The 24766-nt window shown below is 44.2% G+C and carries 35 protein-coding genes; 21 read left to right on the top strand and 14 right to left on the bottom strand.

Going from position 1 to position 24766, the window contains the following annotated elements; genetic code table 11:
- Window positions 1-21: 21 nt before the first annotated feature.
- The 11 genes from BME93_02555 to BME93_02505 form a co-directional block, all read right to left on the bottom strand.
- Window positions 22-2025, bottom strand: coding sequence for a DNA topoisomerase I (locus BME93_02555; protein ATZ61025.2), 2004 nt, complete (start codon window positions 2023-2025; stop codon window positions 22-24).
- Window positions 2016-3449, bottom strand: a complete 1434-nt coding sequence (gene gatB / locus BME93_02550) for an Asp-tRNA(Asn)/Glu-tRNA(Gln) amidotransferase subunit GatB (protein ID ATZ61750.2) — start codon at window positions 3447-3449, stop codon at window positions 2016-2018. Before gatB ends, BME93_02555 begins: the two co-directional genes overlap by 10 nt.
- Window positions 3443-4843 (bottom strand): Asp-tRNA(Asn)/Glu-tRNA(Gln) amidotransferase subunit GatA, encoded by a 1401-nt coding sequence (gene gatA / locus BME93_02545; protein ID ATZ61024.2) that lies wholly within the window; start codon window positions 4841-4843, stop codon window positions 3443-3445. Before gatA ends, gatB begins: the two co-directional genes overlap by 7 nt.
- A gap of 2 nt (window positions 4844-4845) precedes the next feature.
- Window positions 4846-5124, bottom strand: coding sequence for an Asp-tRNA(Asn)/Glu-tRNA(Gln) amidotransferase subunit GatC (gatC, locus tag BME93_02540; GenBank protein ID ATZ61023.2), 279 nt, complete (start codon window positions 5122-5124; stop codon window positions 4846-4848).
- Window positions 5125-5132: 8 nt separating this feature from the next.
- Window positions 5133-6002: an asparagine synthase-related protein gene (locus BME93_02535; GenBank protein ATZ61022.2), complete on the bottom strand. Its 870-nt coding sequence runs from the start codon at window positions 6000-6002 to the stop codon at window positions 5133-5135.
- An 18-nt stretch (window positions 6003-6020) separates the two neighbouring features.
- Entirely contained in the window at window positions 6021-7349 is a 1329-nt protein-coding gene (gene purB, locus BME93_02530; GenBank protein ID ATZ61021.2) for an adenylosuccinate lyase, read from the bottom strand.
- 265 nt (window positions 7350-7614) lie between these two features.
- Complete coding sequence (locus BME93_02525; protein ID ATZ61020.2) at window positions 7615-7854, bottom strand: hypothetical protein; 240 nt, start codon at window positions 7852-7854, stop codon at window positions 7615-7617.
- 192 nt (window positions 7855-8046) lie between these two features.
- The gene (locus tag BME93_02520; GenBank protein ATZ61019.2) at window positions 8047-8748 is read right to left on the bottom strand and encodes an MvaI/BcnI family restriction endonuclease; all 702 of its coding nucleotides are present in this window, start codon (window positions 8746-8748) and stop codon (window positions 8047-8049) included.
- Complete coding sequence (locus BME93_02515; protein ATZ61749.2) at window positions 8745-9632, bottom strand: DNA methyltransferase; 888 nt, start codon at window positions 9630-9632, stop codon at window positions 8745-8747. The genes BME93_02520 and BME93_02515 overlap by 4 nt, the downstream gene beginning before the upstream one ends.
- 215 nt (window positions 9633-9847) lie before the next feature.
- Window positions 9848-10231: a HEPN domain-containing protein gene (locus BME93_02510; protein ATZ61018.2), complete on the bottom strand. Its 384-nt coding sequence runs from the start codon at window positions 10229-10231 to the stop codon at window positions 9848-9850.
- The gene (locus BME93_02505; protein ID ATZ61017.2) at window positions 10212-10547 is read right to left on the bottom strand and encodes a nucleotidyltransferase domain-containing protein; all 336 of its coding nucleotides are present in this window, start codon (window positions 10545-10547) and stop codon (window positions 10212-10214) included. The genes BME93_02510 and BME93_02505 overlap by 20 nt, the downstream gene beginning before the upstream one ends.
- Before the next feature lie 227 nt (window positions 10548-10774).
- Here BME93_02505 and BME93_02500 point away from each other — a divergent pair, with 227 nt between their 5' ends.
- The 6 genes from BME93_02500 (at window position 10775) to BME93_02475 (ending at window position 14775) form a co-directional block, all read left to right on the top strand.
- On the top strand, window positions 10775-11758 hold the full coding sequence (locus BME93_02500; protein ID ATZ61016.2) for a tyrosine--tRNA ligase: 984 nt from the start codon (window positions 10775-10777) through the stop codon (window positions 11756-11758).
- Window positions 11755-12069 (top strand): translation initiation factor eIF-1A, encoded by a 315-nt coding sequence (gene eif1A / locus BME93_02495; GenBank protein ATZ61015.2) that lies wholly within the window; start codon window positions 11755-11757, stop codon window positions 12067-12069. Before BME93_02500 ends, eif1A begins: the two co-directional genes overlap by 4 nt.
- Window positions 12056-12850, top strand: coding sequence for a serine protein kinase RIO (locus tag BME93_02490; GenBank protein ATZ61014.2), 795 nt, complete (start codon window positions 12056-12058; stop codon window positions 12848-12850). Before eif1A ends, BME93_02490 begins: the two co-directional genes overlap by 14 nt.
- Window positions 12825-13331 (top strand): KH domain-containing protein, encoded by a 507-nt coding sequence (locus BME93_02485; protein ID ATZ61013.2) that lies wholly within the window; start codon window positions 12825-12827, stop codon window positions 13329-13331. Before BME93_02490 ends, BME93_02485 begins: the two co-directional genes overlap by 26 nt.
- Window positions 13332-13409: 78 nt before the next feature.
- A complete protein-coding gene (locus tag BME93_02480) occupies window positions 13410-14096 on the top strand; it encodes a DUF1614 domain-containing protein (GenBank protein ATZ61012.2) in 687 nt (228 codons plus the stop codon).
- A 1-nt stretch (window position 14097) separates the two neighbouring features.
- The gene (locus BME93_02475; GenBank protein ATZ61011.2) at window positions 14098-14775 is read left to right on the top strand and encodes a DUF166 family protein; all 678 of its coding nucleotides are present in this window, start codon (window positions 14098-14100) and stop codon (window positions 14773-14775) included.
- On the opposite strand, the gene BME93_02470 is transcribed toward BME93_02475, so the two are convergent.
- Together BME93_02470 and trxB are read right to left on the bottom strand one after the other, a co-directional pair.
- Window positions 14744-15466 (bottom strand): HAD family hydrolase, encoded by a 723-nt coding sequence (locus BME93_02470; protein ID ATZ61748.2) that lies wholly within the window; start codon window positions 15464-15466, stop codon window positions 14744-14746. The two genes, BME93_02475 and BME93_02470, sit on opposite strands and share 32 nt — an antisense overlap.
- 99 nt (window positions 15467-15565) lie before the next feature.
- The gene (trxB, locus tag BME93_02465; protein ID ATZ61010.2) at window positions 15566-16480 is read right to left on the bottom strand and encodes a thioredoxin-disulfide reductase; all 915 of its coding nucleotides are present in this window, start codon (window positions 16478-16480) and stop codon (window positions 15566-15568) included.
- Window positions 16481-16625: 145 nt separating this feature from the next.
- Between trxB and BME93_02460 the strand changes: the two genes are divergently transcribed.
- Window positions 16626-17207, top strand: a complete 582-nt coding sequence (locus BME93_02460; GenBank protein ID ATZ61009.2) for a DUF2150 family protein — start codon at window positions 16626-16628, stop codon at window positions 17205-17207.
- Window positions 17208-17239: 32 nt separating this feature from the next.
- Here BME93_02460 and BME93_02455 read toward each other — a convergent pair whose 3' ends face one another.
- A complete protein-coding gene (locus BME93_02455; GenBank protein ID ATZ61008.2) occupies window positions 17240-18412 on the bottom strand; it encodes an argininosuccinate synthase in 1173 nt (390 codons plus the stop codon).
- A gap of 178 nt (window positions 18413-18590) precedes the next feature.
- Here BME93_02455 and cas6 point away from each other — a divergent pair, with 178 nt between their 5' ends.
- The 14 genes from cas6 (at window position 18591) to BME93_02385 (ending at window position 24765) form a co-directional block, all read left to right on the top strand.
- Window positions 18591-19322 (top strand): CRISPR-associated endoribonuclease Cas6, encoded by a 732-nt coding sequence (cas6, locus tag BME93_02450; protein ATZ61007.2) that lies wholly within the window; start codon window positions 18591-18593, stop codon window positions 19320-19322.
- A gap of 24 nt (window positions 19323-19346) precedes the next feature.
- On the top strand, window positions 19347-19487 hold the full coding sequence (locus tag BME93_02445) for a hypothetical protein (protein ID ATZ61006.2): 141 nt from the start codon (window positions 19347-19349) through the stop codon (window positions 19485-19487).
- Window positions 19488-19928 carry a nucleotidyltransferase domain-containing protein gene (locus BME93_02440; protein ID ATZ61005.2) on the top strand — a complete coding sequence of 147 codons (441 nt, stop codon included), beginning with the start codon at window positions 19488-19490 and terminating at the stop codon, window positions 19926-19928.
- An 8-nt stretch (window positions 19929-19936) separates the two neighbouring features.
- Window positions 19937-20359: a DUF86 domain-containing protein gene (locus BME93_02435; GenBank protein ATZ61004.2), complete on the top strand. Its 423-nt coding sequence runs from the start codon at window positions 19937-19939 to the stop codon at window positions 20357-20359.
- Window positions 20360-20399: 40 nt separating this feature from the next.
- Entirely contained in the window at window positions 20400-20774 is a 375-nt protein-coding gene (locus tag BME93_02430) for a HEPN domain-containing protein (protein ID ATZ61003.2), read from the top strand.
- Entirely contained in the window at window positions 20753-21070 is a 318-nt protein-coding gene (locus BME93_02425; protein ATZ61002.2) for a nucleotidyltransferase domain-containing protein, read from the top strand. Before BME93_02430 ends, BME93_02425 begins: the two co-directional genes overlap by 22 nt.
- A 28-nt stretch (window positions 21071-21098) precedes the next feature.
- Window positions 21099-21239: a hypothetical protein gene (locus tag BME93_02420; protein ID ATZ61001.2), complete on the top strand. Its 141-nt coding sequence runs from the start codon at window positions 21099-21101 to the stop codon at window positions 21237-21239.
- Window positions 21181-21546, top strand: a complete 366-nt coding sequence (locus tag BME93_02415; protein ID ATZ61000.2) for a HEPN domain-containing protein — start codon at window positions 21181-21183, stop codon at window positions 21544-21546. Before BME93_02420 ends, BME93_02415 begins: the two co-directional genes overlap by 59 nt.
- Complete coding sequence (locus tag BME93_02410) at window positions 21519-21827, top strand: nucleotidyltransferase domain-containing protein (GenBank protein ID ATZ60999.2); 309 nt, start codon at window positions 21519-21521, stop codon at window positions 21825-21827. Before BME93_02415 ends, BME93_02410 begins: the two co-directional genes overlap by 28 nt.
- Window positions 21828-21926: 99 nt before the next feature.
- Complete coding sequence (locus BME93_02405; protein ID ATZ61747.2) at window positions 21927-22091, top strand: hypothetical protein; 165 nt, start codon at window positions 21927-21929, stop codon at window positions 22089-22091.
- Window positions 22092-22463, top strand: coding sequence for a hypothetical protein (locus BME93_02400; protein ATZ60998.2), 372 nt, complete (start codon window positions 22092-22094; stop codon window positions 22461-22463).
- Window positions 22456-22788, top strand: a complete 333-nt coding sequence (locus BME93_02395; protein ID ATZ60997.2) for a hypothetical protein — start codon at window positions 22456-22458, stop codon at window positions 22786-22788. Before BME93_02400 ends, BME93_02395 begins: the two co-directional genes overlap by 8 nt.
- Window positions 22789-22844: 56 nt before the next feature.
- Window positions 22845-22973 (top strand): hypothetical protein, encoded by a 129-nt coding sequence (locus BME93_02390; GenBank protein ATZ60996.2) that lies wholly within the window; start codon window positions 22845-22847, stop codon window positions 22971-22973.
- Between the two features lie 79 nt (window positions 22974-23052).
- Window positions 23053-24765, top strand: a complete 1713-nt coding sequence (locus BME93_02385; protein ATZ60995.2) for a hypothetical protein — start codon at window positions 23053-23055, stop codon at window positions 24763-24765.
- Window position 24766: the final 1 nt, after the last annotated feature.

Genomic DNA, 24766 nt, shown 5'->3' with positions numbered 1-24766 from the left:
AACAATCTTTTAATCCAATTCTCACTCCTTCTTCGATTTTTGCCATTCAATATAATTACAATATGGGCATCCGAGGTCCCACGCCCTGCGCCCCTTGCTTATGATTTTAACCATATGCAGTCCGTGAATCTCGCAGCTATTCTGGGTGACGATCAGACGCCCGCTTTTCGGGAGGGGCAGCGTGAAAGTACAATCTGGGTATCCTGTGCATCCTATAAAGCGCCCTCCTCTCTTGGATCTACGTACGGTCAGGTCCGAACTGCATTCTGGGCAGGCACCGATGATGTTCTCCTCGCGCAATCCTTTCCTGAGCGAATCGCTTATATGCTCGCGTCTCTCGTTTAAAACCCCGAATACCGAGTTCAGCATATCCTTTGATTCTTGTACCACCGCCTCCTCGCTAATTCGCCCTTCTGCAATCCCATCCATGTCCTCTTCGAGCGTCCTGCTCATATCTGGTTGGGTGATTATTTCTGCATACCTCTCCAGCGTATCGACTACTACCATCGCTGTTTTCGTGGGCCTTACCGGGTTTCCATACACATATCCACGTGCATATAACTTGCTCAGCATCTCATGTCGCGTGGATTTAGTGCCGAGTCCCAGATCTTCCATCTTCTTGATCAGGGTACCCTGTCCATATCGTTTCGGCGGTTTAGTTTCTCTCTCAATCAAATCGACTTTTACGATATCCAATTGCTCGTCGTTTCTCAGTGAGGGCAAGATTGTCTCTTTAGGAGTATTATATGGATAATGCCAGCGCCAACCAGCGTCGAGTAACCGCAGTCCGTCTGCTTTGAAAGTCTCGCCGCCGATATCGACCGAAACTTTGGTATTCTCCCATATGGCAGGGTCTGCAAATGTCGCAAAGAACCTCCGCACGACGAGTTCATAAATCTTCCACTCGTCCACTCCCAGAGCGCTCTTTTTCGCAGCTGTGACTGGATATATGGGAGGATGGTCGGTCGTCTCCTTTTTGCCCCTGGTGGGTTTTAACACATCTTTTTTAAGCAGGGCATCAGCATGTTCTTTAAATTCGTCGTGTTTGGATAATGACCTGATAATCTCTCTCGTATCAAGGCTCTTTGGGTAGACCGTGTTATCCGTGCGCGGGTAACTGATCCATCCATCGATATATAGCCCTTCGGCGATTCTCATTGCATTTGCAGGCGAGAGGCCTATCGCACTGGATGCCCTTAAAAATTCGGTTGTGTTAAACGGTATGGGGGGGTTCTCAATCTGTTCTTCCTGTTCCAACTTGGAGATAATTCCCTCTCTACCCAGTCGTGATATGATAGATTCGGCTTCGCCCTTCTCCAGAAAGCGCCCCTTTTCATGCTTTGCGGTGAATTCGCCGCCGTTTCGACACAGCGCATGAATCTCCCAGTATGGCGTCGTCTTAAATGCCTCTATCTCTTTTTCTCTGTTGACCAGCAGAGCAAGCAGTGGACTCTGTACACGTCCGACCGAAAGAAAATTCTTGCCGAGGCGGCGCGATGACAGCGAGATAAATCTGGTCAGCGCAGCACCCCACACCAGGTCGATCTTCTGGCGCGCCTCGCCTGCTGATGCCAGGTTCAAATCGATATTAGATGGGTTTAAAAACGCATTGGCGATCTCGGATGGCGTAATTGCTGAATACCGCACCCTGTCCACTGGAACGGTTGACAGGGTCAACCGCAGCGCCTCCACGCCAATCAACTCCCCCTCTCGATCGTAATCGGTAGCAATCGTGATTCTGTCTGCCTTTTTCGCCAGTTTTTTGAGCACGTTGACGATCTTTTTTTGGACCGGAATTGAGATGATTTCGGCCTCTATCAATTCGTGCGGCTCCACCTCTGACCAGTTATTATATCTATCTGGAAAATCGATGGTGACGATGTGACCGCTCAATCCAACAATCGTACTGTCATCGTATTCATATATGTTTACTCCGTCAATCTTCTTCTGCTCTACCGACCCCTTTGATAGAATTTGCGCAATTCTCTTTGCCGTATTGTTTTTCTCGGTGATTATCAGGTGCATTGTAACTTCTCCTTTAGCAATTTATTAACTATGTTTGGGTCTGCCCTTCCGTGCGTCTTCTTCATCACTTGTCCCATAAGAAAATGCAGCGCCTCATTTTTTCCATTGCGGCAATCTTGAACTGCAGCAGGGTTCTCTTTGATGGCCTCGGCGACTGCCTTGGCAATTGTACTTTCCTCTACTTTTATAAGGCCCTTTTGTTTGATGATATCGGCCGGCTCACCGCCCCTGTCCAGTATCGTTCGTATGACCTGCACTGCGCTCTTTTCCGTGATATTTTTCCCCCTCAGTATTTGCAAAATTTGTATCATGTGTTTGGGTGGAAATGCGCTGATGCCCAAGCCGCGATAATTCAACTCGCCCTTCAAAACGTCTGCAATCCATGTGGCGCTTAAAATGGGGTCTATTTCAGATGCGACGGTTTCAAAAAAGTTAGATAGCCTTAGTTCAGAGGTGAGCACTTTTGCATGATACTCTGATATGCCATACTGTTGGACGAATCGCTGGCGCTTAGTATCTGGCAGCTCTGGCAAACTCTCTCTGATATCATCAATCCTGTTGCACACTCCAAGCGGCACCAGGTCAGGTTCCGGGAAATACCTGTAGTCCTGCTCCTCTTCTTTAGTCCTGAGCGAGATCGTGACTCCCCTTTTCTCATCGTAATGGCGCGTCTCCTGCGTGATTTTGATGCCCCTCCGCACCAGGTTTTTCTGGCGTACAATCTCGAACAACAGCGCCTTTTCCACGCCTCTGTAGGAGGATATGTTTTTCACTTCGGTTCTGGTTCCGCCTGCCAGTGATATGTTTGCATCGACCCTTAGGGCACCCTCCAGAGACTCGTCAAAGACATCCAAATACTCCAGTATGTTCCTCAACACATTCAGGAACTCCCTCGCCTCTTTTGGCGATCGCAGGTCTGGTTCTGTCACCACCTCGATCAACGCCACGCCAGATCTGTTATAGTCGATTAATGAATATCGCGAGCATTCGATGGGACCTTTATGCACCAGTCGTGCCGGGTCCTCCTCTATATGCACCCTTCTGATCCTGATATGGCGCTCGCCCCCTCCTGTCCCATTAACGCTGATTTTTCCATCTATAGCAATCGGATAATCGTATTGTGAAATCTGAAAGCCCTTCGGCAGATCAAGATAGTAGTAGTTCTTTCGATAAAATAGCGTCCGCTCCTCGATCTTGCAGTTCAACGCTAGCGCTACCTTGACGGCATCCACTACGGCACCCTCGTTCAGGACAGGCAATGCGCCAGGCAGCCCAAGGCAGACCGGGCACGTATGCGTGTTTGGCTCGGCATCGTGGTATTTAGGTGAACAACCGCAGAACAGCTTTGAGTTGAGTTTGTTCAGCTGCACGTGGACTTCTAGACCAATGATAACGTCCCCAGGCTCTTTACGGCTCTTCAACATCTCACCCCTGCATGTCGTTCGAAGGTATATGCCATCCTTAGGATTTTGCCCTCATCGAAGTGGCGCCCGATGATTTGCATGCCGATCGGCAGTTTTCCCGAGAATCCACATGGGACCGATATGGAGGGCACGCCTGCCAGGTTAATCGGAACGGTGTTCACATCTGCCAAGTACAGAGCCAGCGGGTCATCGGTCTTTTCGCCTATCTTGAACGCTGGGAACGGCATGGTCGGCGTGATAAGGACGTCTACATCTTTCAGCGCAGCATCAAAATTACGCTTGACCAGCGTGCGCACCTTTAGCGCTTTTAGATAATATTTTCCATAATACCCAGCTGAGAGCGCATATGTGCCCAAGAGGACCCTTCGTTTCACTTCCTCCCCAAAACCCTGTGCCCTTATCTCTGAAAACGTGGTATGCCAATCCTCATCCTTTCCCAAACGAAGACCATATCTAAGCCCATCAAATCGCGCTAGATTGGAGCTGGCTTCCGACATCGCGATGATATAGTAAGCTGCCAGGGAGTATTTGGTGTGCGGCAAGCTGATTTCTGTGTAGGATGCGCCCACGTCTTCCAGAATTTTGATGCCATCCCATACCGCTTTTTCCACATCTTCATCGATACCTTCGCCGAAGAACTCCTTTGGCACGCCTATTTTTACATCGGATACATCGTCCCTGAGCTCTTTCGTGTATTCACATTTTTTATCCATAGAGGTCGAATCTCTTGGGTCATAGCCTGCGATCACATTCAGGAGGAGCGCAACATCCTCTACGTTGCAAGCAAAAGGGCCGATTTGCTCTAACGAATTGGCATATGCGATCAATCCATATCTGGATACCAGTCCGTAGGTTGGCTTTAATCCCACTATGCCGCAGAATGATGCAGGACAGCGGACCGACCCGCCAGTATCCGAGCCCAGCGCAATTGGAACACCCTCTCCTGCCACGGCTGCTGCACTTCCGCCAGAAGAGCCACCTGCCACGCGGCTCAAATCATGCGGATTCTTGGTGGGGCCAAAATAACTGGTTTCCGTGGATGGCCCCATCGCAAATTCGTCCATGTTCGTTTTTCCGATTATGATTGCACCCTCTGCCCGCAATCGTTCGACGACATGAGCATCATAGGGCGGTACATATCCCTTTAGAATTCTGGAGCCACACGTAGTCTCTATGCCCTTGGTAGAGATACAGTCCTTGAGCGCAATTGGAATCCCTCCCAGTGCCCCTTTCGCACCGTTTCTGTCTACCTTCCTCGCCTCCTTCAATGCGCTCTCCTTTGCAAGGGTTATGAATGCGTTTAGCTCGCTTTTTTCGATATTGTCAAATAGGGATGTGACTACTTCTTCCACGGATTCATCCTCTGCCCTCTTTTTTGCCTCGCTGACGTTCATGTCTACACGACCCTCGGACCTTTGAAAAATTCCCCCTCCTTCTTGGGCGCATTGTCGAGGGCATCATCCCGACTCATGGAACCTCTCACGACATCAGCCCGAAAAACGTTCACAAGTCCAGATATATTATGGGCGGGAGGCACATCCGGGTCCACTTCATCCAGTCTCTCAAAATAGTCCAATATGGAGTTAAACTGCTCCGTAAACTTACTCTTTTCTTCTTCTGTCAGTTTTATCCTTGCCAGCCATCCGATGTGTTCTACATCTCTTTTGGTAATCATATCTATCACTAAATTACTTCTTGCGCAAGTGAGGTGAGGTAGCACTTGGTGCTCTCAAATCCACGGGATATGGCAAGCTTGCCAAGCTCTCTGTGCACACCAGTGCCGTATTGCATTGCCTTCTTTTCCATCCAAGCGAGTTCATGTGGTATGATGTTTTCGGCTACCCTTCTCAGAATGTACTTCCTCATATAAGTTCTATCTTTTTTACGGATTTTCAATTCTGGAGCTATCTGCAAACCTATTTCGATGACATTCCGATCGAGATATGGCGTTCTCAGTTCAATGGAGTTTGCAGATGCCACCGCGTGGTCTCTTTTAACGCCGATCTCGACAAGATTCTTGACATCTTTTTCTATCTCATCTGCAAGATGCAAGTGCGCCATTTTGAAGAAATGGCGGAGTTGTATTTCCTTCGGAAATTCAACACTTCGTATATAGCGCTGATACCCTGCAAATAATTCGTCCGCGCCCTGCCCAGAGAGCATTACCTTCATGCCGTCCTTGTGCGCTTCTCTGGCCGTGATGAACAGCGGAAGTCCTATTTCGATCGCCATCAGGTCAGAGCTCTTGACCGACCGTATGACATCCAGTATATGCTCCTCTATCTCTTTCTGGGTGATGATTTTGGTGTGCAGGTTGCCATCCAGTTCCAGCAATTCAGCAGCATACTGGGCATGTCGAAGGTCGTGAGACCCTTCAAATCCAACGGAATATAGATTCATATCACTTATATCACTTCGAGCCATTGCACTTATCAGCGAACTGTCCACTCCGCCAGAAAACGCGAGCCCTGTTTTTGGAGCAAGTCTTTCAGCAACCGCTTTTTGCAACGCATCACCGAGGAGCTTGACGACAGTTCCTTCGTCGCTTATCATGTCGGGGGTATCCTTTGGTTATCTCCTCAATTTCTTCACGACGCTCTCCACCTGTTCGACGGCCGTGCCGATGTAATTGTTTGGGTCCATCAGATGCTCGATCTCGTCAGGCGTGAGATGTTTGGTGACAATTGCCTCTTTAAGAAGGACATCTCTCATGTGCTCACCTGATGTATGCGCCTCCATCGCGCATTTTCTGACGACCCTGTGTGCCTCCTGTCTTCCAACCTTCTTTGCCAGCGCTATCATCACCGCTTCGGCCATGTTCACTCCACGCAAGAGCTCTAAATTGCGGCGGATGTTTTCGGGGTTGAATCGAAGGTTTTTGATGATGTCCGCCGTCAGATTGATGATGTGGTCGGTGAGGATTACCGCTTCAGGGATGATAATCCGCTCACACGAGGAATTGGTCAGGTCGCGCTCATCCCAGAGCGTGTTGTTCAATAAGGCAGGCTCCACATATGCCCTAATAACTCTAGCCAGTCCGCATACCTGTTCAGATTTTATCGGATTGCGTTTGTGCGGCATGGTGGACGAACCCACCTGTTTGGTGCCAAAGCCTTCTTCTACCTCGGCAATCTCACTGCGCTGGAGGTTTCGAATCTCGATGCAGACCTTGTCAAGTGTCGTTGCGACATTCGCCAGGAACATTATGAACTCTGCATGTCTATCGCGCTGGATGAGCTGATTGGAGACATCGACTGCGTCTAATCCCAATAGTTTCATCGTTTTATCCTTGATTTTAATTGCATCAGGGCCAAAAGCGGCTCCAGTGCCCACCGCACCGCTCATCTGACCGACGAGAATCCTGGGCCTCAATTGGTCCAGCCGCTGGAGATGCCTGTCCACTTCGGATGCCCATATTGCAAAGCGGAGCCCATATGTAGTCGGGACTCCGATCTGGCCGTGCGTTCTGCCAGCACAGACGGTGTGTTTATGCGCTTCCGCTTGATTGAGCAATGCATTATTCAGCTTATCCAGTTTCGCCTCTAAAAGTTCTACGGCATCCCTCAACTGGAGTGCCAGCCCCGTATCCAGAATGTCATTGGAAGTGGCGCCGAAATGAACCCATCCACCAGCGTCTCCGCATTGTTCAGCCAGTGCAAGTACCACCGCCATCATGTCGTGATGAATGTCCTCCTCGATCTCTTTGACCCTGTCCACGGTGACTTTTTTGATGCCGGCAGCAATCGCCTCTGCGGCTTTTTTCGAAATCAATCCCACATCTGCCTCTGCCTTTGCCAGCGCTCTCTCTACCTCCAACAGCTTCCTGAGCTTCGCCTCTTCGGTCCAGATTCTTTTCATCTCAGGCGTGCCATATCGGTATTCAATTGGATGAATTGCCATATCAATCTCCAATACTATTCATCTGCATTTAGTTAAAAAGTATCTGTTGGAATTATCAGTATTGGAACAAATCTGATGATCAAGATGCGGGCGGAGAGTTGATTTCTAACATATCATAGATTCCTGTATATGTTTTTCCTATGTCCTATTAATGTGACTTGGATTGTTTTATTTTTCTGTGATATGTCTGCTATTGCCCTATAATCACCCACTCTTAATTTGTAGTCTGTTCTTCCTGTTAATCGTTCAAAAGTGATTGTGTACATTACAACCCTAGCCGCTTTCTAGCTTCTTCTTCGGTTAAGAAGCGCCCTCTTTTGATTCTTTCCCTCGCTTTCTTGATTGCTTCGAGTGTTTCTATACTAAGTTCTGGCTCTGCTTTAACATTTTTTGCAATATAAATTACTTTTTTTATAACTTCATCATAACTTTCGTTTTTATATTCTCTAAAGGCATCTAATCTACTTTTAGTGTCTTCATAGATTTTTATTGTCGTTGCCTTCATTATATACCACCATATACTATAGTATACTTAGGTATATTTAATATTCTCTATTCGGTTGCCAGAAATAAATTTGGGGGAAGCGTAGCGGAGCCAGATACGCTCTGTTATATGACCGAGCCGAAGGCGAGGCAAGGAAACCGAAAGTTTCCGCAGAGTTCGGCTTGGCGGATATTTTTCTCATTGCCTTTCGCATCACATTATCCTCTCTCTATGGCTGAAACATAAATCCAATTTATCTGGAAAAACCCTAAACCCTGTACCGTGGTCATGCGTTCTGCCATCAGGATACTGTCCAATTCTTATGTCAACAAGAATTGTCCCCTCTTTCAACAACTGAACAAAACTATCAAAATCAAAACCACTTAATAACCAGGCTTCACTAAACCAAAACTCCTCATTAGAACCACTACCCTTCGTTCCTGCTTTCACATACAATAATTTTGGAAGCTTCCTTTCAAAATAATTCTTGAGCGTTTCTTTATCCCAATAAGCCGTAATCTCGTTTTCAGCAGTTATGAGATTTACTCTATCTTTTTGGATATCAATTTTAAAACCGATTTTTCCTTTCAATTGATTATATTTCACAGCATTTACCGTTGTTTCTAATCTTTTTCTACCATGTCTACCTTCATACCCAAATCTTTCCAATAAAATAGAATTTGCCCCAGGTGGAAGAGGCGATTTTGTAAACAGGGTAAGCATACTTGAAACATTTTTCCTTGCAGATTTCAACTCAATCATTACAGCGTTTGGGCCGGGAACATTATTTTCGGTTATTTCTAAAAGGTCTTCCAGTGTTTTCCCAATGCCTGTATTTCCTGCTCTATGGGTTTTAATATAACCCATGTCTTTTATTTTCTTCAATTTTTTTATCAATTTGGGATAGGTGATCATGGTTTTCTCCAGAAATCAAGTATATATTCAAAGGTTGTACTAAGAGTAATGTAATTGCTTGGCCATCCAAAAATACCTACCTTGTTTACTAAATTTCTTTTGTCCCAGATGATTATATTTCTGAGTTCATAGCCTACTTTTTCCATAGATTCAATAATATAACTATGCGTTGGATATCTGTGGTTATTTTCCCACAAATCATTAACATTAATTACACAGTGAGCCCTTGGCTTCAAAAGTGGCAAAATTCCTTTGTAAATCTCAGCAAGTGCACCTATGTATTCTTTAAGCATCATTGTGCCGAGATCTCGTGGATTATTTGAATACTGCTGAACCTCTTTATAGTGTTTATTCTTACGAAGATCACTACGGAGACTCTTGTTTAATCTTTTGTGATTTAACATGTTGGCATAAGGAGGTGAAGTAACGCATAATGATACCGTTTCTTTATCAAAGTATTCTAGAATATTGATTGCATCATCACAAATGGCAATCTGTTTTGTATTCTCCCCAAAGTCTAATTGTGCCTGAGTAAATCTTTTATTAGCAAAATCAATATATTCTTGGTTAAGATCAAACCCTACCGCGTTCCTTCCTGTATCTCGTGCCGCAACAAGAGTGGTTCCAATACCTACAAAAGGGTCAAGAACCAATTCTCCTTTATGGGTAAAAAGTTCTATACACTTTTTGGGTAAAGCGATTGGAAATACGGCTGGATGTATGTCTTTATCTCTAATATCCCTCTTTTCATAATATAGTTCCCAAATAGCAACTTGCCCTTTAACCCACTCCTTCGCGGTAAGGCAATTTATATGGCTATCAGAGCAAGAGCAGGTTTTTCTGAAATTAATGCCTATTTTTTTCACCATTTTTACCTTCCTCATTATAATAGACTTTATTAGTTTTTAAATTCTTTGTTAAACCGCCAAGCGGAATTTCATATAACGACTCCAGTATAAAAGAAGTTTTTGTGAACAAAAATTCCATAGGAATTTTTTAGAAGAAACATTTTTTCAAAATGTTTTTGAGGCAAAAATTTGGGTGAGTGCCTTTAGGCACGAACCTTTTATGCTCTGTTATCTGCTGTTGGTCACTCTTATCATTCTATTCCTTCTTTTAGCTTGTTGATAATCTCCTCTGCTGTTTCTATCATTTTTTCTACCTCTTCTTTTGAATAAGGAGTGATAGGTCCTGGAGGATACCGTCCTTCATAATAGAATGCGGTTAATTTCCTGCCAAAATCAAGATATTTTTGAAACACATCATCAAAACTCATCGCTTCTGTTACAAGCAGTTCAAGATCGTGAATCTTCTTTAATTCCCAACCTTTATGGATAAGAAATCCCTTCAGGTATTTTTCAACGGCCTGATGAAGATGAAAGAGCACTACATCAAAATATCCTTCCTCTGCGAGAAGAATTTTTGCGACTTCTAAGTCATGTTTTCCTCTCTCAATCCACTCTTTAACTACTTGCTCCTTCATACAAGATAACTCCTTTTTGGATTATTTCTTTTATAAAATCATCACCCATCCTAAGGCGCTCCTCCAACTCATTGGGAGTATATACCAGAGGAGAGACAGGTATTTTGTAATTAGGATTATAGATTATTCTTTTAACCCATACAAACCTATCAACCCTTCTTTTATCAGTATTTTTCAAAATTAAGAGATCTATGTCGCTATCTTCCTTAGGATTGCCGTAAGCATAAGAGCCAAATAAAATAATCTTCAGGGGCTTATATTCATTCTTTAGTTTCTCAACAACTTCATATAATATCGTTTTTACTTCTTCTTTCATTTTATACCTATCTCAGGATTTGCATGCACCTTTCCTATTCATGATAAGCCCTTTTGAATTTATAAAGGTTCGCGTCCAGGCGACCAAGTGGCGTATAACTACTTATCTTATATGCGAACCCCTCCAAAAAAGACCATTATTATATATATCGATAGAATTTGACCACCGGAACCATTATTTAATCCAAAACTATTAAACGATTGCCAGCCTCTTTTACGTAGATTCAAATGGACAAACTCTCATTGATAACCAGAAACGTCGACGAAATCGTGACGCTGGACGAGTTGAAGGCGTTAATCGAGTCCAAGAACCGTCCAACTGCATATGTCGGTTATGAGCCATCAGGAAAAATCCATATGGGGCATCTTCTCACGGTGAACAAATTGGTTGACCTACAAAATGCCGGATTTGATATAATTGTGCTTCTGGCTGACCTGCATGCATATCTGAATGAAAAAGGGGAGCTTGAGAAAATTCGGGAAATGGCGCAGGAAAACAAAAGGGTATTTGGGGCTCTTGGGCTCAATCCAGATAAGACGACATTCGTGCTTGGCGGCTCTGACGAACGTGGCTTTTCAGAAAAAGACGGCTTTCAAATGACTCCCGAATATCAAATGCGGTGGCAAAAATTGATGCAGCATATTCCCGAAAAAAGAGCCATAAGGAGCATGAGGCTGCTGGCCAGAGACCCGGATAACATGAAAGCCTCTCATATAGTCTATCCCATCCTGCAGGTTGCAGATATGCTCGAGCTCGGCATAGATGTTGCAGTGGGGGGAATGGATCAACGCAAGATACACATGCTTGCACGCGAAGCCCTGCCCAAACTCGGTTTTAAAGCACCCGTGTGCATACATACACCCATACTGGTGGGAATGGATGGCGCAAAAATGTCCTCATCTATGGAAAACTATATCTCGGTAGATGATTCACCAGAAGAGGTAGACCAGAAGCTCATGAATGCATTTTGTCCACCTCGACGGGTAGAGAACAATCCAGTGATTGACATATTCAAGTACCATATCTTTCCAAAATTAGCCGGGGTTACCATCGAACGTGATGCCAAGTTTGGAGGAGATATTCACTACCGCCAGTTCATCGAGTTAGAAAGAGATTTTATCTCTGGCGCAGTACATCCGCTGGATGCCAAGAAAGGTGCGATGAAACACATAAATCAAATTTTAGAGCCGATTCGGAAGGTGCTAAGCTGAGACATAATAAAAACAACAAGGACAATCAAGAAGAAATAGTCAGGGTGCGCGTCCCGCGCAAGCAAAATGGCGAAGTTCTCGCCATCGTGGAAAGCATGCTTGGCGCCAATCGGATAAGGGTAAGATGTATGGATGGAGTAACCAGGATGGCGCGAATACCAGGCAAGATGAAAAAACGGAGCTGGATACGCGAAGACGACGTCGTGATAGTCATACCATGGAGCTTCCAGGACGCCAAAGCGGACGTGATTTGGAGATATACGGGACCTCAAGTATCCTGGTTACAGCGCAGGGGCTATTTGCAGGAATAGGCGGGGATGTCAAATAAGAAGGGCCGAACGATTACGAATCAGGATAAAGGACTCAGATGACCTAAAGGTCGAGGAAGGAGTATTTGACGTTCCGACACTGAAAGCCCTGTATCGGCTTTCAAATAAGAAATTCATCCGTTCTTTGGGAGGAGTTATGAGCACCGGGAAGGAGGCGAACGTGTTTCATGCTCTCGATGAAAAAGGTGAGATAGCCGTGAAGATATACCGTATTACAACCAGTGACTTCAGGGCAATGCAGGAATATATAACTGGCGATCCCAGATTTAAGAGCATAAAGCACGACAAAAAGGACATCGTGATAGCATGGACTAAAAAAGAACTGCGAAATCTGATGAGGGCACACGATGCTGGCGTTCGAGTTCCCATGCCGATAATATCTGAGCGTAACGTTCTGGTGATGGAATTTATCGGGAAAGATGGCATCCATGCACCCTTGCTGAAGGAAGTTGCATCGGAGATCGAGGATCCAGTTGGGACTTATGAGAAAATAACAGAATATATGAGGCTACTGTATCATAAGGCAGGACTGGTCCACGCAGACTTGAGTGAGTACAACATCATGTACTACGGCGAACCGATATTCATCGATATGGGACAATCAGTGCTTCTGAGCCACCCCCACGCCGAAGAGTTTTTCGTCCGCGATGTAGGGAACATCGTCAGATTTTTCAGAAAATTGGGCGTAGAGTGTTCCGAAGAGGGGCTAATCGCAGAGATTAAGAGGGGAGGGAAAGATGATCCACATCAAAGTGCCGGCTGAGCGGGTTGGCGTGATCATCGGGAACAAAGGAGTCACAAAGAAGACGATTGAAGAGCGCTCCGGTACGACCATTCGCATCGACAGCGAAAGCGGCAGCATCGAAATAGAGTCATTGGACCCTATTGGCGAGATGAACGCCGGAGAGGTAATTAAAGCAATTGGTCGTGGGTTCAGCGAAGAAAATGCATTTCGATTGCTCGATGATGAAACGCTTGTATCTGATATCATCGACCTATCCAAGATATTCACGACGCAGAAGGATATCATGCGCATCAAGGGACGAATAATCGGGAAAGATGGAAGGGCTCGGGAGGTAATAGAGAACTTAAGTGATGTGAAAATTTCTGTGTATGGAAAAACCATAGGAATCATCGGAGCGATAGAGCGGGTGGAGATTGCGCGAAGAGCGATCGGGATGTTGATTGATGGCGCACCACACGGTGCGGTATATTCGTATCTGGAGAAGCAGAGGCGCGAGTAGAGTATCTGTGCGGGATTTTAGCCACTCCATACATAACAGTTATTAACTAGGCGGACAATCATTCTATTTGGTGATCATGTGAGAGGACTCATAAACACACCTGATTGTAAGGCGGTTGCATTATTTGGTTTCATATTATTGCCACTGGTCTATCTGCGCTACACGGGAAAACTGGGACCCGTGCTCGGTCTTGATTCTTATCTCATATTAGCAACAGTTGCTGCAATGTTGCTTTTCAGCGTTTTTGAAATCCCTATACATCGCATGAGGACCAGGAAACCCAGTTACACGGGGGGCGAAGCCAGCCTACTCGGCAGGCTGTATTCCGTGCCGGTAGAAGACGAACTTAGCACAGGAGCCCCACGCGTCTACCATACGACGATAACTCTCAATGTGGGTGGTTTTATCATTCCATTGCTTCTTATACTGGGCACCAGATATAACGTCCCCTTCCTTGAAACCGTACTGGTCACCATGATTTTAGCAGTATCTACGCATTTTCTCTCTAAAATGGAAGCAGGCATCGGCATAATAGTGCCGAATTATATTGGGTTGGCATCGATTCCATTTGCGTTCATATTGGCGCCAGAGAGCATCGCATCGGTAGTACTCATCGGTGGAGTCCTCGGTATTTTAATAGGGCTAATGACGCGGCTCCATCCGATAGAGGAGGGCAGTGCCTTCATCAATCTTGGCGGGGTAGGCAGTTTCAGGGCCATATGTATAACGGTGGTATTATCTCTATTGCTATCATTTTTTGCCTGACATGGTTAAGGCTAAGGATGATGCGACGATGCTCATAGGAGTCATCACTCGTGGAGAACATGGATTGGACATGGTCGAGACGATCGAGTCCAAGACCGATATGTCTGTGATATCGACAACCCTGCCATCAGATATGCCAGAGTTTATAGAAGATGCCACCCATTTTTTGAAGGGCATCGATGAGGCGGTGTTCAATGTAGATATGCTGATCACCTATTCGCTTCATCCGGACCTGACGCCAGAGGTCATAAAACTGGCTGGAAAATATGGCACCCGCGCCGTTATCGTTCCAGGGGGATATGCCAGGGCCGGCACAAAAAAGCGATTGGACGAGTTGTCCCAAAGATATAAAATTCATATTTTAGTCGATGAGATTTGCTGCACGCTAGAAACGTGTGAGAACGACATCATCAACGAATTCACGTCTAAGCTCGGGCGCCCAAAATACAAGGTCACCACATCCAATGGCATCATCACAAAGGTAGACGTGATCACAGGAACGCCCTGTGGCGGCAGCTGGTTTGTGGCAGAAAATTTGGTCGGCACATCGAGCAGTGAGGCACCGATAAGGGCAAGCCTCTTGATTCAATACTATCCGTGCAGAAATGAAAATATCCATAAGGCGGCGGAGATTCAAAAAGAGGCCATCATCGAGGCACTGGGGACATCAACTTCATGATATCCAACACCTCGTTTATGCCGGTTATCGTAAAATGGGGTTTAATTCCATCCTCTGGTTGTTCTCCGTTTTTGTTGTACCATATTGAATAGATGCCAGCGTTGTTTGCCCCAGCTATATCGATTTTAATGTTATCGCCTACGAATAAGGCGTTTTCTGGTCTTGTTTTCAATCTCTCCAGCGCGAATTTGAATATTCGATGGTCTGGCTTGTATACCCCGAGATTTTCCGAGATGATTATGTCATCGAATAGTTTGGCCACATCTCCCAGATGTTGCAAAAGCTCTCCACAGTCCCCGTTGGATATTATGCCCATCTTCATGCCATCGTCTTTCAACGTTTTTATCACATTCCTGGCCGAGGGCGATATGACGCATTTCTCATCTAAAAGCTGTTTGCAGAGCATATTGAGCCCGTCCAATCGAACATCGCTTACCGGGATTGAATGTTTTAGAAGAGCGTCTTTCAAGCTTATTCCGTATATCGCTCGGATGTTCAGAAACGGGCGTTTTTCCTCAATTACATCGAACATCGTATTTGTGAATTCCTCATTCCATACTTCCATGAACTGGTGCGGGTCCAGGTCGCATTCGATGTCTTTTAACACCTGCACCGGGAGGCCATGGAAATAATCCCTTACATCTATAAGGGTTCCGTATGCGTCGAAGAAGATCGTGTCTATGTTCATCATAATTTAGGTCTATATAGATTACCACTGAATCGAATTAAACCTTTTGTTCTAATATGTAAAGCATAACTTTATGATATAAATGTCGATTCGCACATCTCACTAATCCGCCCAATACGGACTCTTTAAATCCATATATGCGGACAGCGCAGCGGTTGCACCTTCGGCACACGCCATCACGATTTGTTTTGCGCCACCCGTCACATCGCCAGCGGCATAAACCCTTGGAACGTTCGTTCGCTGGTTTTTGTCGGTGATGATGTATCCTCGTCCGTCCAATTTTACCCCAATTGATTTGGCAAGTTCATTGTTAGGCGACTCGCCAACGGATACGAACACACCCTCTACGTTTAGCTCATCGAGGGCATCATCTTTTATGTTGTGAACTGCTACGCTTTTGACGAAATCGCCCCCTCTTATTTCCTTCACTACGGAATTCCAAAGCACCCTAATTCCCAGTTTAAACAGCTCACTTTGCAAATGGCTGTCTGCTCTGAGCCGATTCCGCCGATGTATTAGTGTGACGTCACAGCCAATGTTTTTGAGATAAATCGCGTTCAATACCGCTGTATTGCCACCGCCAACCACGAGAACGTGCTTTTTCTTAAAGAAAAAACCATCGCATATGACGCACTGAGACACCCCCCTACCTGCGAATTCCTCTTCGCCAGGCACGCCAAGTTTTTTATGGAACGCACCGGTGGCCAGTATCACCGCATCAGCCACATATTCTTCTTTGGCGGCAACTACCACTTTTTCTTTCAACTCCATGCTCAAAACATTTTCTAACTTGATATCGGCATATCGGGATGCATGCGCCTCCATCTTATTCATGAGCTCCCTGCCGCTTATGCTCTCGAAGCAGGGGTAGTTCTCCACAAGGGGCGCGTCGTTCGCCTTCCCGCCCGGCATACCCTTTTCCAGTATCAGCGTCTTTAGACCGCTTCGCACGGCATATATCCCCGCCGTCAAACCAGCAGGACCTGCTCCGATAATGATTGCGTCATAAGCATTCATAAAATCACCAATTTTTCATCGGGAAATTCATCATCCAAATCATAGGAGTTTTTGGGATATATACCTTACAATTGCACCCTTTTATCCCATCCATACCATAAACGTTTTAACATAGTGATGACAAATTTGAAGTATGGGGGCAATTATGGTCGAACAACATCCTGAAAATTATACCGAGGGGCGCTGGAAGAACTGGATCGCCAGGGCGAAGGAGAGTGGATTCAGTCTCTCTGACCCCGATAATGCGCCAGATACTACCATCTTCGTCAACATGGAAGATGACGTGGTATTAGCCTGCCTGAAAGTCATAAACAGGTTTCGTAAAAAGAAGATATCCAATAGCAAAGCCCGGGAGGACATCAAGAATATCGAAAGGATAACCCTCGCAAAGGTTGAGCCCATCAACGATGACATAGACATGATGATTCAATCGATTCAGTCATCGCTGGTCGGTGTGTTCGGCTCATGTCAGTGTTATATCGGGGATAGGTATGGGTCGGGTTCAATCGATGAGGTGATTGTGCAGGCGATAGAAGCCGAGAAAGGAGGGGACCCGGAGGCGGCGTTGGAACTGGTCAGCCAGGCAGGAGCGAAGATACTCGCAGGCCAATCATTCAAGTTTAACAGGGAATTGCCACCAGGATGCGTTGCCGAGTGGGTCGATGGACTGGATTCGATAAGCGCCACAATGGTCGGCGGTGACGGTTATAAGGAAGATGTGGACTAATCATATGTCCCCGTGTCCGCCTCTGCTCGAAATCATCTCTCAAGCTTCTTGAACAGCCTCGCCTGAAGTCCATGAAACTTCGCATATCCTTCTGCATACTTTTGGTCAAGCGACTTGTCGTCGAAGGACGCAAGCTCTTTTGAATATAACGTGTTCGGGGATTCACGTGCAATTACCTTCGCATCGCCCTTGAACAATCGCATCGTAACAGAGCCGCTCACCCTTTTTTGCGTCTCGTCGATGAACGCATTCAAATCAGCGAACAATGGGTCATCCACCAGCCCGTGATATACCAGCTCAGCCCATGCATCATCCACCAGCGCCTTGAACCTCAACTCGTTTCGCGTCAGGACCAGTTGCTCCAAATCCCTGTGAGCCGTGAGCAATATGGTAGCAGCAGGGTGTTCGTAATTTTCCCTTGCCTTTAGACCCAAAATTCTGTCTTCGATTAGGTCGGTGCGGCCTATTCCATGTCTGCCTCCAGTATCATTGAGCTTCTGTATCAACTCCACTCCTTTCATTTTTTCACCATTCAAGGATGTGGGGACGCCCTCGTCAAATCCTATCTCGATTATTTCTGGTTTATCCAGGGCTTTTTCGAGCGAGGCGGTCCATTCAAATATTTTCTCTGGTGGAACATAAGCCGGGTCTTCGAGTTTTCCCCCTTCGATACTCCTACTCCACAGATTCTCGTCGATGCTCCACGGCTCCTCTTTTGTGACAGGAACTGGTATGCCATGCGTCCTCGCATATTCTATCTCCCAGTCTCGCGTTAGATTCATATCTCGCATCGGCGCAACTATATCGAGGTCGGTCGTCCTGAATACCGCCTCAAAGCGGAACTGGTCGTTTCCCCTTCCAGTGCAACCATGTGATAGTGCATGCGCTTTTTCCTTGTGTGCAATCTCCACCGTTTTTTTGGCGATGAGTGGGCGGGCTATAGCTGTTCCAAGTACATAACCTTCATAATTGCCGTTCGCCTTGATCAGTGGAAAAATGTAATCATGCACAAACTCTTCCCTCGCATCTATCGTGTAATGTCTGTCGCTCAACTTTGCTGCATTTTTCTCCGCTCTTTCTATGTCTGGCTGTCCCACATCCACGGTGACCGTGATAACTTCATCATAGCCATAGTGTTCTTTCAGTAAGGGAATGCAGACCGAGGTATCCAGGCCCCCTGAATATGATAATACTACTTTTTTCATACTATTCCTTAGGCAGGTTAAACTATTTTTTATTATATCGTCTTGATATGTTTAAATATGATGATGGTCGAAAAATAAATTTGGGGTTTTGGCATAAAGATTATAGGTATGGTGCATCGATATAAAAATGTATATCAAACCGAGGATACTCGTAATAGAATGATACCATCCCAATTATATGCGTGCCAAAATATTTGTAAGAAAAATCTCGAAAGGACTGCTTCCATTCGATTACCAGTATGCCTTAGCTTCGATGTTATATGGGAAGCTCGCGCTCGGAAACATTAGGCTTGCAAACGAATCTCATTCTCATCAGGGCTTCAAGTTCTACAATTTTTCAAATCTGATAATTCCAGATCGTCGCCCTTCACGCAAAGGATTGGCATTCGAGGACGCCCATTTCATCCTGACTTCGCCTGACGTCGAGTTTGTGAGGAGTTTTGCTGAAGGTCTTTTACAGACGCCAGATTTTAATCTTTATAATCAGAGATTCGTCGTGACCAAGATCGAAATCTTAGAGCAGAAGAAGCTCACAAATCAGTCTACGTTTAGGACGATAAGCCCAATATTCGTGAAAACACTGCGAGAGGGGAGTGGTGAGCTCAAGGAATGGGAGTTATATCCAACTGATGGAAAATTTCATGAAAATGTTCATAAAAACCTTGTTGAGCGTTATACGGAATACCATGGCACGCCGCCAAAAAAAGATCACTTTCACATTACTAGCGTAAGGGATTTTAAGGGAAAGCGCATTCTAATAGGCAGCGGCGAAAAAGCCACGCCCAGAAGATGCAGTCTGATGACTTTTGACCTAGAAGCAAGCCCTGAGCTATTGGACTTTGCTTACGATGCTGGCATAGGGGAAAAGAATGCGATGGGCTTTGGATGTGTGGAGGTTATAAGAGAATGAACGGGAGAAACGATAGAGGAGTTTTTGAAAAGTGAAAAAATCAAAACACTAAAACCAGACGAATGCGGTCTCATCTATGATGAGAAGAGGGGCTTGTTGATAGGGGTCTGCAATAAGAATGGGGAAATTAAGGTCACATTGAAAAAGAAAATCGAGGAGATTTGATTGTCGATCGTCGTATCTAAGGGAGCCATATTAGAGAAAATTAAAGGGCTCTTTAACGCTCACTCATGCGTTGAACTTGCGTATCTATTTGGCTCTATGGCTAATGAGAAAAGAGGAAAGTTGAGCGATGTAGACGTAGGAATATATCTCAATGATGCTTTGACCAAAGAGGAGAGGGGGAAAGAGATGCTGAGTATAATCAGCGAGATCATCTCGCTATTAAAAACGGATAAAGTAGACATGGTGGTAATGAATGATGTACCCATTTCCCTTAATTACGAGATAATAAAATGCAACGCCCCAATCTTCATGAGAGACGAAGGAAAAAGGGTTGACGTCGAGCAAAGGATTTTATCTAGATATCTAGACAGAAGATATCATGAAAAGATGGCCTCTGACATATTCCTGAGAAAGGTGATGGAGGAAGGTATCACTTATTAGGTGAGCTTATGGATGAAAAGGAAAAAATATCCCTCAAGTTACGATCGATGAAAAAGTATGTGAATTTTTTATCGTCAAAAAGAAACGTGTTAATGGAAGAACTGGAAGGAAATTATGAGTTAAGAAGTGCTATCGAAAGGAACTTCCAGTTGGCGATAGAATCAACGCTTGATATAGGCGAGATCATCATCTCTGTTGAGGGGTTTGAAAAGCCCGAGGATTACAAGAGCGTGATATTGATTCTCGGAAAGCACGATATTTTGCCAGAGGATTTCGCCGAAGAATTCGCATTAGCGGCTGGCTTTAGAAATGTCTTGGTTCACATGTATGAAGAGGTTGATATGGGCATTCTCCACGACTTCCTGCACAACAAGTTGGATGATTTTGACACGTTTGCGAAGTTCATGGTTGAATACATCAGGTCAAAGTAAATGCAAATGCGATGGGGTTTGGATGGGAGGAGGTTGTAGGATGAGAGAGGAAGTATCGAACTGGTGGAAGCAGGCATTAAGAGACTTAGAGAGTGCCAAAAACGCACTGAGATATAAAGACTACTACGTGTCCTCTTTTCTCTCTCAGCAGGCAGTCGAGAAGGCTTTAAAGGCCTTATACATCGAGAAATACGATGAACTGTTGAGGATTCACGACATCGTTTTCTTTGCAAAAAAAGTTGGTCTTCCAGATGATCTGATCGCTGCATGCAAAAGATTAAATCCAGTTTACGCGGAAACTAGATATCCAGACGCCAGTGGAAAGTTGCCCGCGTATGAATATTCCAAAGATGATGCGACTAACGACTTAAAGGATGCCGAGAAGGTGCTGACATGGATAGAAAAAAAGACGTGATCAAGGATTTGAGAGATTTTAGAAAGAAATCCTCTAAACACACATCGATAGAAAGGATGATATTCTTCGGCTCTAGGGCCAAGGGAGAATATGAAAAACACAGCGACATTGATCTGATCATCGTATCACCTAAGTTCAAAGGGCTGAAGTTTAGGAAAAGACCTCTGTTGCTTTACGATTCCTGGGATTTAGATTATCCAGTTGATTTCTTGTGCTACACGCCAGAGGAGTTTGAGAAAAAGAAGAAACAGATCACGATTGTGAGAGAGGCGGTGGAAGAGGGAATAGAGATATGAAGATTGGGTTTGGATAAGGGGGTGGTAGATGGAAGAAGCGCAGAAGATGAAAATTGAAATTTCAATCTGGATGGGTAGTGGGCTTGAGGAAGAATTAATGAGGATATGCAATGAGAAAAGAAACCGAGAATTGGTGGAAGCAGGCAGTAAAGGATATGGAAAGTGCTGAGAAGATTATGGAACTCGGTGAGTATTATGTCTCTGCATTTCTTTCCCAACAGGCTGTAGAAAAGGCATTGAAAGCACTTATGATTCAGCAAATTGGTAGCTTCCCCAGAATCCATGACGTTGTAGAGCTGTCTAGGAGAGTTAATGCACCTTCAAAAATAATAGAACTCTGCGCCAAAATAAATCCTGCCTACACGGCCACGCGCTATCCTGATGTAGCTTCAGATTTTGATAAAGGCGAAGTAGAAGAAATCATCCACTCGGCTAAGGAGGTGCTGAAATGGACAAAGAAAAAGCTGAGATTCTGAGCAGGCTCAAAGATTTCATAAAAAAACATGGAGTGAAAAAAGCGATACTTTTTGGCTCTGTTGCAAGAGGCGAGTCAAGGGAGTTCAGCGACTTAGATGTGATTCTGGTCAGCGAGGAGTTTGAAGGAAAGAGTGCTCTCAAAAGACCTGTGCCGTTTTATCTTGAATGGGATCTCGGCTATCCTGTGGACTTCCTTTGCTACACTCCAGAAGAATTCGAGAAAAAGAAGAAAGAGATTACGATCGTGAGAGAGGCGGTGAAAGAAGGAATAGAGATATGAAGAATGCGATGGGTTTTGGATATGTGGGGGTTGTAGGAAATAGAGGCGGGAGAAACGATAATAACGAATGAGCCGAAAGTTGTGTGTAGAGGTGAGAATGTGGACAAAGAACTAGAGGAGTTTTTGAAAAGTGAAAAAATCAAAACACTAAAACCAGACGAATGCGGTCTTATCTATGATGAGAAGAGGGGCTTGTTGATAGGGGTTTGCAATAAGAATGGGGAAATTAAGGTCACATTGAAAAAGAAAATCGAGGAGATTTGATTGTCGATCGTCGTGTCTAAGGAGCCGAGCATCTTCATTCCAAATAGAGAATTGGTAATCAGTTATCCCTTCTATAAGACCACGCTGGCCGATCTTGTAAGCAGAGCAAACGGTTTCGAAGAGATAGCAAAAAAGATTATCTCGCGTTTACTTGAAAAGCTTACAGAACTCTCCATACCGTTTAAGTTTGTCGATCTAAAAATCGAACAGGACCCGGAGATCGAGTCGTGGAAGTACGTTGTGGTTAAAATAAAGTTAGATGTTAGAAAAGAGCTCTTCAGCGAGGTTTGTGATCTGCTTATCATGGATGTATATTCAAAGGTAGATTCGAAGGATGCTGTAAAAGTGCTACTGGAGTTTGAGCATGTTTGATCCCATTGATTTCTTTCATCTGGCTAAGGAGCTTATAAATGAGGATGAGGCGAGCATAAGGACCTCTATAGGCAGGGCATACTATGCGTCTTTCCTCATCACAAGGGATAAACTTGGATTGAGGTTGAGAGCCCCGGATGTTCACCGTAAATTAATTGAGAGTTTGTATGGTGCCAATCCCTTAATTGCGAATAAGCTGCATTCATTGAGGAGGCTCAGAAATTCATCGGATTATGATATGCATGTCAGTATGCAAATCATCGACGCAGAGAGGGCATTGAAACTGGCCGATGCTGTAATTAGTGGGATGAGAGGATGTAGATGATGGAAGGCGATAAGAATATATAATCGTATTTCGATGAAATAGTGGGGCAAAAGATCGTGAAGTTCACCATAGAAGAAAGCGTGGATCAGATTTTTACGCTGGAGACGGATAAAGCTATCTTGAAGTTTGGTGCAAATGATTTGGGAGTTTGGCTAATTGAGCTCAAAAAGAAGCGAGAGAGATGAACATTCAATTGGAGAAAATTGAAAAGAAGGAATAGAGATATGAAGAATGCGATGGGCTTTGGATGTGTGGAGGTTGTGAATGAGGGACGACATAAGCTTAGAAATAAATATTGGAAATCAGAATAAAACACTAATCTTAAATTCCACCAACAACTCATGGGTAAATAACGGTTTAATTGCCCTTGTTCAGGAAGTACGTAAGATAAATGAACTCTCTGAGGATGAGACAAATATAGAACTTAATGAGGGGCATATTCTAATATCTTCAGAGGACAGTGAGAGTTTATACGGGTGCATCTCTCAAGCGCTTCACAACATCGCAGCAAAAGGTACATACAACTTCTCTACGGCATTTAAAATTATAAACAAAGAGTCAAATGCGAGTTATGCCCCCCCTAAAGAATACCCTGCTCTTAAAGGCGAGGTAAAAAATACAATGGGAATTTTGGATTCTGAAAGAAAAATACTGAAAGATAAAAATCACTCTGACGGAAAGAGACAACAAATTTGGAAGATGCGAATGAATTATTTAGGAAGCGAAGACAACTATCTGGGAATAGGACTGAATCTTAAAAACCATGGAGATTTTAAGAAGTTAAGAGAACTTAAGGACGGAAATGAAATCTGCCCAGTATGTGGAATGGCCACAAGTACCCTCATCGAAATGAAACAATTTTTTAATCCATTATCAAGTGAACACCACAACAATATTGTTGAAGGTTTCAGCACCGATATTAGAAAGAAGGTAAAATCATGCCCAAAGTGCATTATTTTGTCTTATTTCTCTCTATTCGACTACTACATTCCTTTTTTCTATATCCCCGGGAAAGAGACTTATTTGGCAATTCCAAATACAGTAAATATAGAAACGCTGCGAATAATAAACAATAACCTTTCTTTAAAAGGGCAATATGTCGATTTTTCTGGTTCCCGATGCACTTCCTATTCCACCAATATCAGATTTTTACCACATAAATCCAAATCTGCATCCATGCTTACTTTGTTACATAACATAAAAAATAGATATTCCGAGAAAGATCCAGAGGAGTTAACTATTTCCCCTTTTATAGAGGTTACAAAAGAGAAATTTGTAGACATGGTCGAATGGCTATTCATTTCAAAAAATTCACATTCAATTTTCCATAGACGAGCAAATGAAAAAGTTTACGAAATATTAAAACCCCATAAAGACCCCACAAACAATGATGATGTTTATTTAGTTCCAGATGTCCTTTGTAACTTTTCGTTTGACATATTTGATGAAAATGAGATGGAAAGATTATATAATGGAATTTTAAAATTCGATGCCAAAAAAATTTCAAACGGTTTATTCAAGATGGCAAAGGAAAGTATTTCTAAATCAGACAGAATTCGGATGGGGTCTAGGGCGCAGGGAAGTCCACCACTCTATCTATTTAGGGAAGTGTTTTTAGATAAAATAATGGAGGTATCGACAATGTTGGAGGAAAATGTAAGAAAAGCATGTAAAGAAGTGGCGGAAACCATAGGAAAAGGTTTTAGCGAAGATGTTGGCATGATGACAAAGTTTGCATATGCTTCAAGTCCAGAAGATTTTAGAAGTGCTATGGCAGATGCGTCATTTAGACTTGCCAAAATAAGTGCATTAAATAAAGATAAAAACTATTGGTTGGATAAAGAGAGCATGGAGATATTTTTGGGATCTCTGGAAAGAGCAAAATTTGATGACATTAAAAACTATTTTGTGTCATTCATGAGTGTCTATACACTTTCGGAGAACTATAAAAACAGAAAAACACAAGGAGGTAAATGAT

This window comes from Methanosarcinales archaeon Met12 (genome assembly GCA_002813105.2).
Taxonomy (GTDB): Archaea; Halobacteriota; UBA148; order UBA148; family JAJOKI01; genus JAJOKI01.
The sequence above is the reverse complement of the archived record's forward strand: the minus strand, read 5'-3'. Positions and strand labels throughout refer to the sequence as shown.

What these genes read in the sequence shown, in the direction of transcription:
- BME93_02555 (ATZ61025.2), bottom strand. Translation starts at nt 2,025, where the DNA reads ATGCACCTGATAATCACCGAGAAAAACAATACGGCAAAGAGAATTGCG.
- BME93_02485 (ATZ61013.2), top strand. Translation starts at nt 12,825, where the DNA reads ATGATCCACATCAAAGTGCCGGCTGAGCGGGTTGGCGTGATCATCGGG.
- gatB (ATZ61750.2), bottom strand. Translation starts at nt 3,449, where the DNA reads ATGTTGAAGAGCCGTAAAGAGCCTGGGGACGTTATCATTGGTCTAGAA.
- BME93_02510 (ATZ61018.2), bottom strand. Translation starts at nt 10,231, where the DNA reads ATGAAGGAGCAAGTAGTTAAAGAGTGGATTGAGAGAGGAAAACATGAC.
- trxB (ATZ61010.2), bottom strand. Translation starts at nt 16,480, where the DNA reads ATGAATGCTTATGACGCAATCATTATCGGAGCAGGTCCTGCTGGTTTG.
- BME93_02475 (ATZ61011.2), top strand. Translation starts at nt 14,098, where the DNA reads ATGGTTAAGGCTAAGGATGATGCGACGATGCTCATAGGAGTCATCACT.
- BME93_02525 (ATZ61020.2), bottom strand. Translation starts at nt 7,854, where the DNA reads ATGAAGGCAACGACAATAAAAATCTATGAAGACACTAAAAGTAGATTA.
- cas6 (ATZ61007.2), top strand. Translation starts at nt 18,591, where the DNA reads ATGCGTGCCAAAATATTTGTAAGAAAAATCTCGAAAGGACTGCTTCCA.
- BME93_02425 (ATZ61002.2), top strand. Translation starts at nt 20,753, where the DNA reads ATGGATAGAAAAAAAGACGTGATCAAGGATTTGAGAGATTTTAGAAAG.
- BME93_02410 (ATZ60999.2), top strand. Translation starts at nt 21,519, where the DNA reads ATGGACAAAGAAAAAGCTGAGATTCTGAGCAGGCTCAAAGATTTCATA.
- BME93_02535 (ATZ61022.2), bottom strand. Translation starts at nt 6,002, where the DNA reads ATGATAAGCGACGAAGGAACTGTCGTCAAGCTCCTCGGTGATGCGTTG.
- BME93_02395 (ATZ60997.2), top strand. Translation starts at nt 22,456, where the DNA reads ATGTTTGATCCCATTGATTTCTTTCATCTGGCTAAGGAGCTTATAAAT.
- BME93_02385 (ATZ60995.2), top strand. Translation starts at nt 23,053, where the DNA reads ATGAGGGACGACATAAGCTTAGAAATAAATATTGGAAATCAGAATAAA.
- BME93_02460 (ATZ61009.2), top strand. Translation starts at nt 16,626, where the DNA reads ATGGTCGAACAACATCCTGAAAATTATACCGAGGGGCGCTGGAAGAAC.
- BME93_02435 (ATZ61004.2), top strand. Translation starts at nt 19,937, where the DNA reads ATGGATGAAAAGGAAAAAATATCCCTCAAGTTACGATCGATGAAAAAG.
- BME93_02500 (ATZ61016.2), top strand. Translation starts at nt 10,775, where the DNA reads ATGGACAAACTCTCATTGATAACCAGAAACGTCGACGAAATCGTGACG.
- gatC (ATZ61023.2), bottom strand. Translation starts at nt 5,124, where the DNA reads ATGATTACCAAAAGAGATGTAGAACACATCGGATGGCTGGCAAGGATA.
- BME93_02515 (ATZ61749.2), bottom strand. Translation starts at nt 9,632, where the DNA reads ATGAGGAAGGTAAAAATGGTGAAAAAAATAGGCATTAATTTCAGAAAA.
- BME93_02430 (ATZ61003.2), top strand. Translation starts at nt 20,400, where the DNA reads ATGAGAGAGGAAGTATCGAACTGGTGGAAGCAGGCATTAAGAGACTTA.
- BME93_02505 (ATZ61017.2), bottom strand. Translation starts at nt 10,547, where the DNA reads ATGAAAGAAGAAGTAAAAACGATATTATATGAAGTTGTTGAGAAACTA.
- BME93_02415 (ATZ61000.2), top strand. Translation starts at nt 21,181, where the DNA reads ATGAGAAAAGAAACCGAGAATTGGTGGAAGCAGGCAGTAAAGGATATG.
- gatA (ATZ61024.2), bottom strand. Translation starts at nt 4,843, where the DNA reads ATGAACGTCAGCGAGGCAAAAAAGAGGGCAGAGGATGAATCCGTGGAA.
- BME93_02470 (ATZ61748.2), bottom strand. Translation starts at nt 15,466, where the DNA reads ATGATGAACATAGACACGATCTTCTTCGACGCATACGGAACCCTTATA.
- purB (ATZ61021.2), bottom strand. Translation starts at nt 7,349, where the DNA reads ATGGCAATTCATCCAATTGAATACCGATATGGCACGCCTGAGATGAAA.
- BME93_02520 (ATZ61019.2), bottom strand. Translation starts at nt 8,748, where the DNA reads ATGATCACCTATCCCAAATTGATAAAAAAATTGAAGAAAATAAAAGAC.
- BME93_02420 (ATZ61001.2), top strand. Translation starts at nt 21,099, where the DNA reads ATGGAAGAAGCGCAGAAGATGAAAATTGAAATTTCAATCTGGATGGGT.
- BME93_02455 (ATZ61008.2), bottom strand. Translation starts at nt 18,412, where the DNA reads ATGAAAAAAGTAGTATTATCATATTCAGGGGGCCTGGATACCTCGGTC.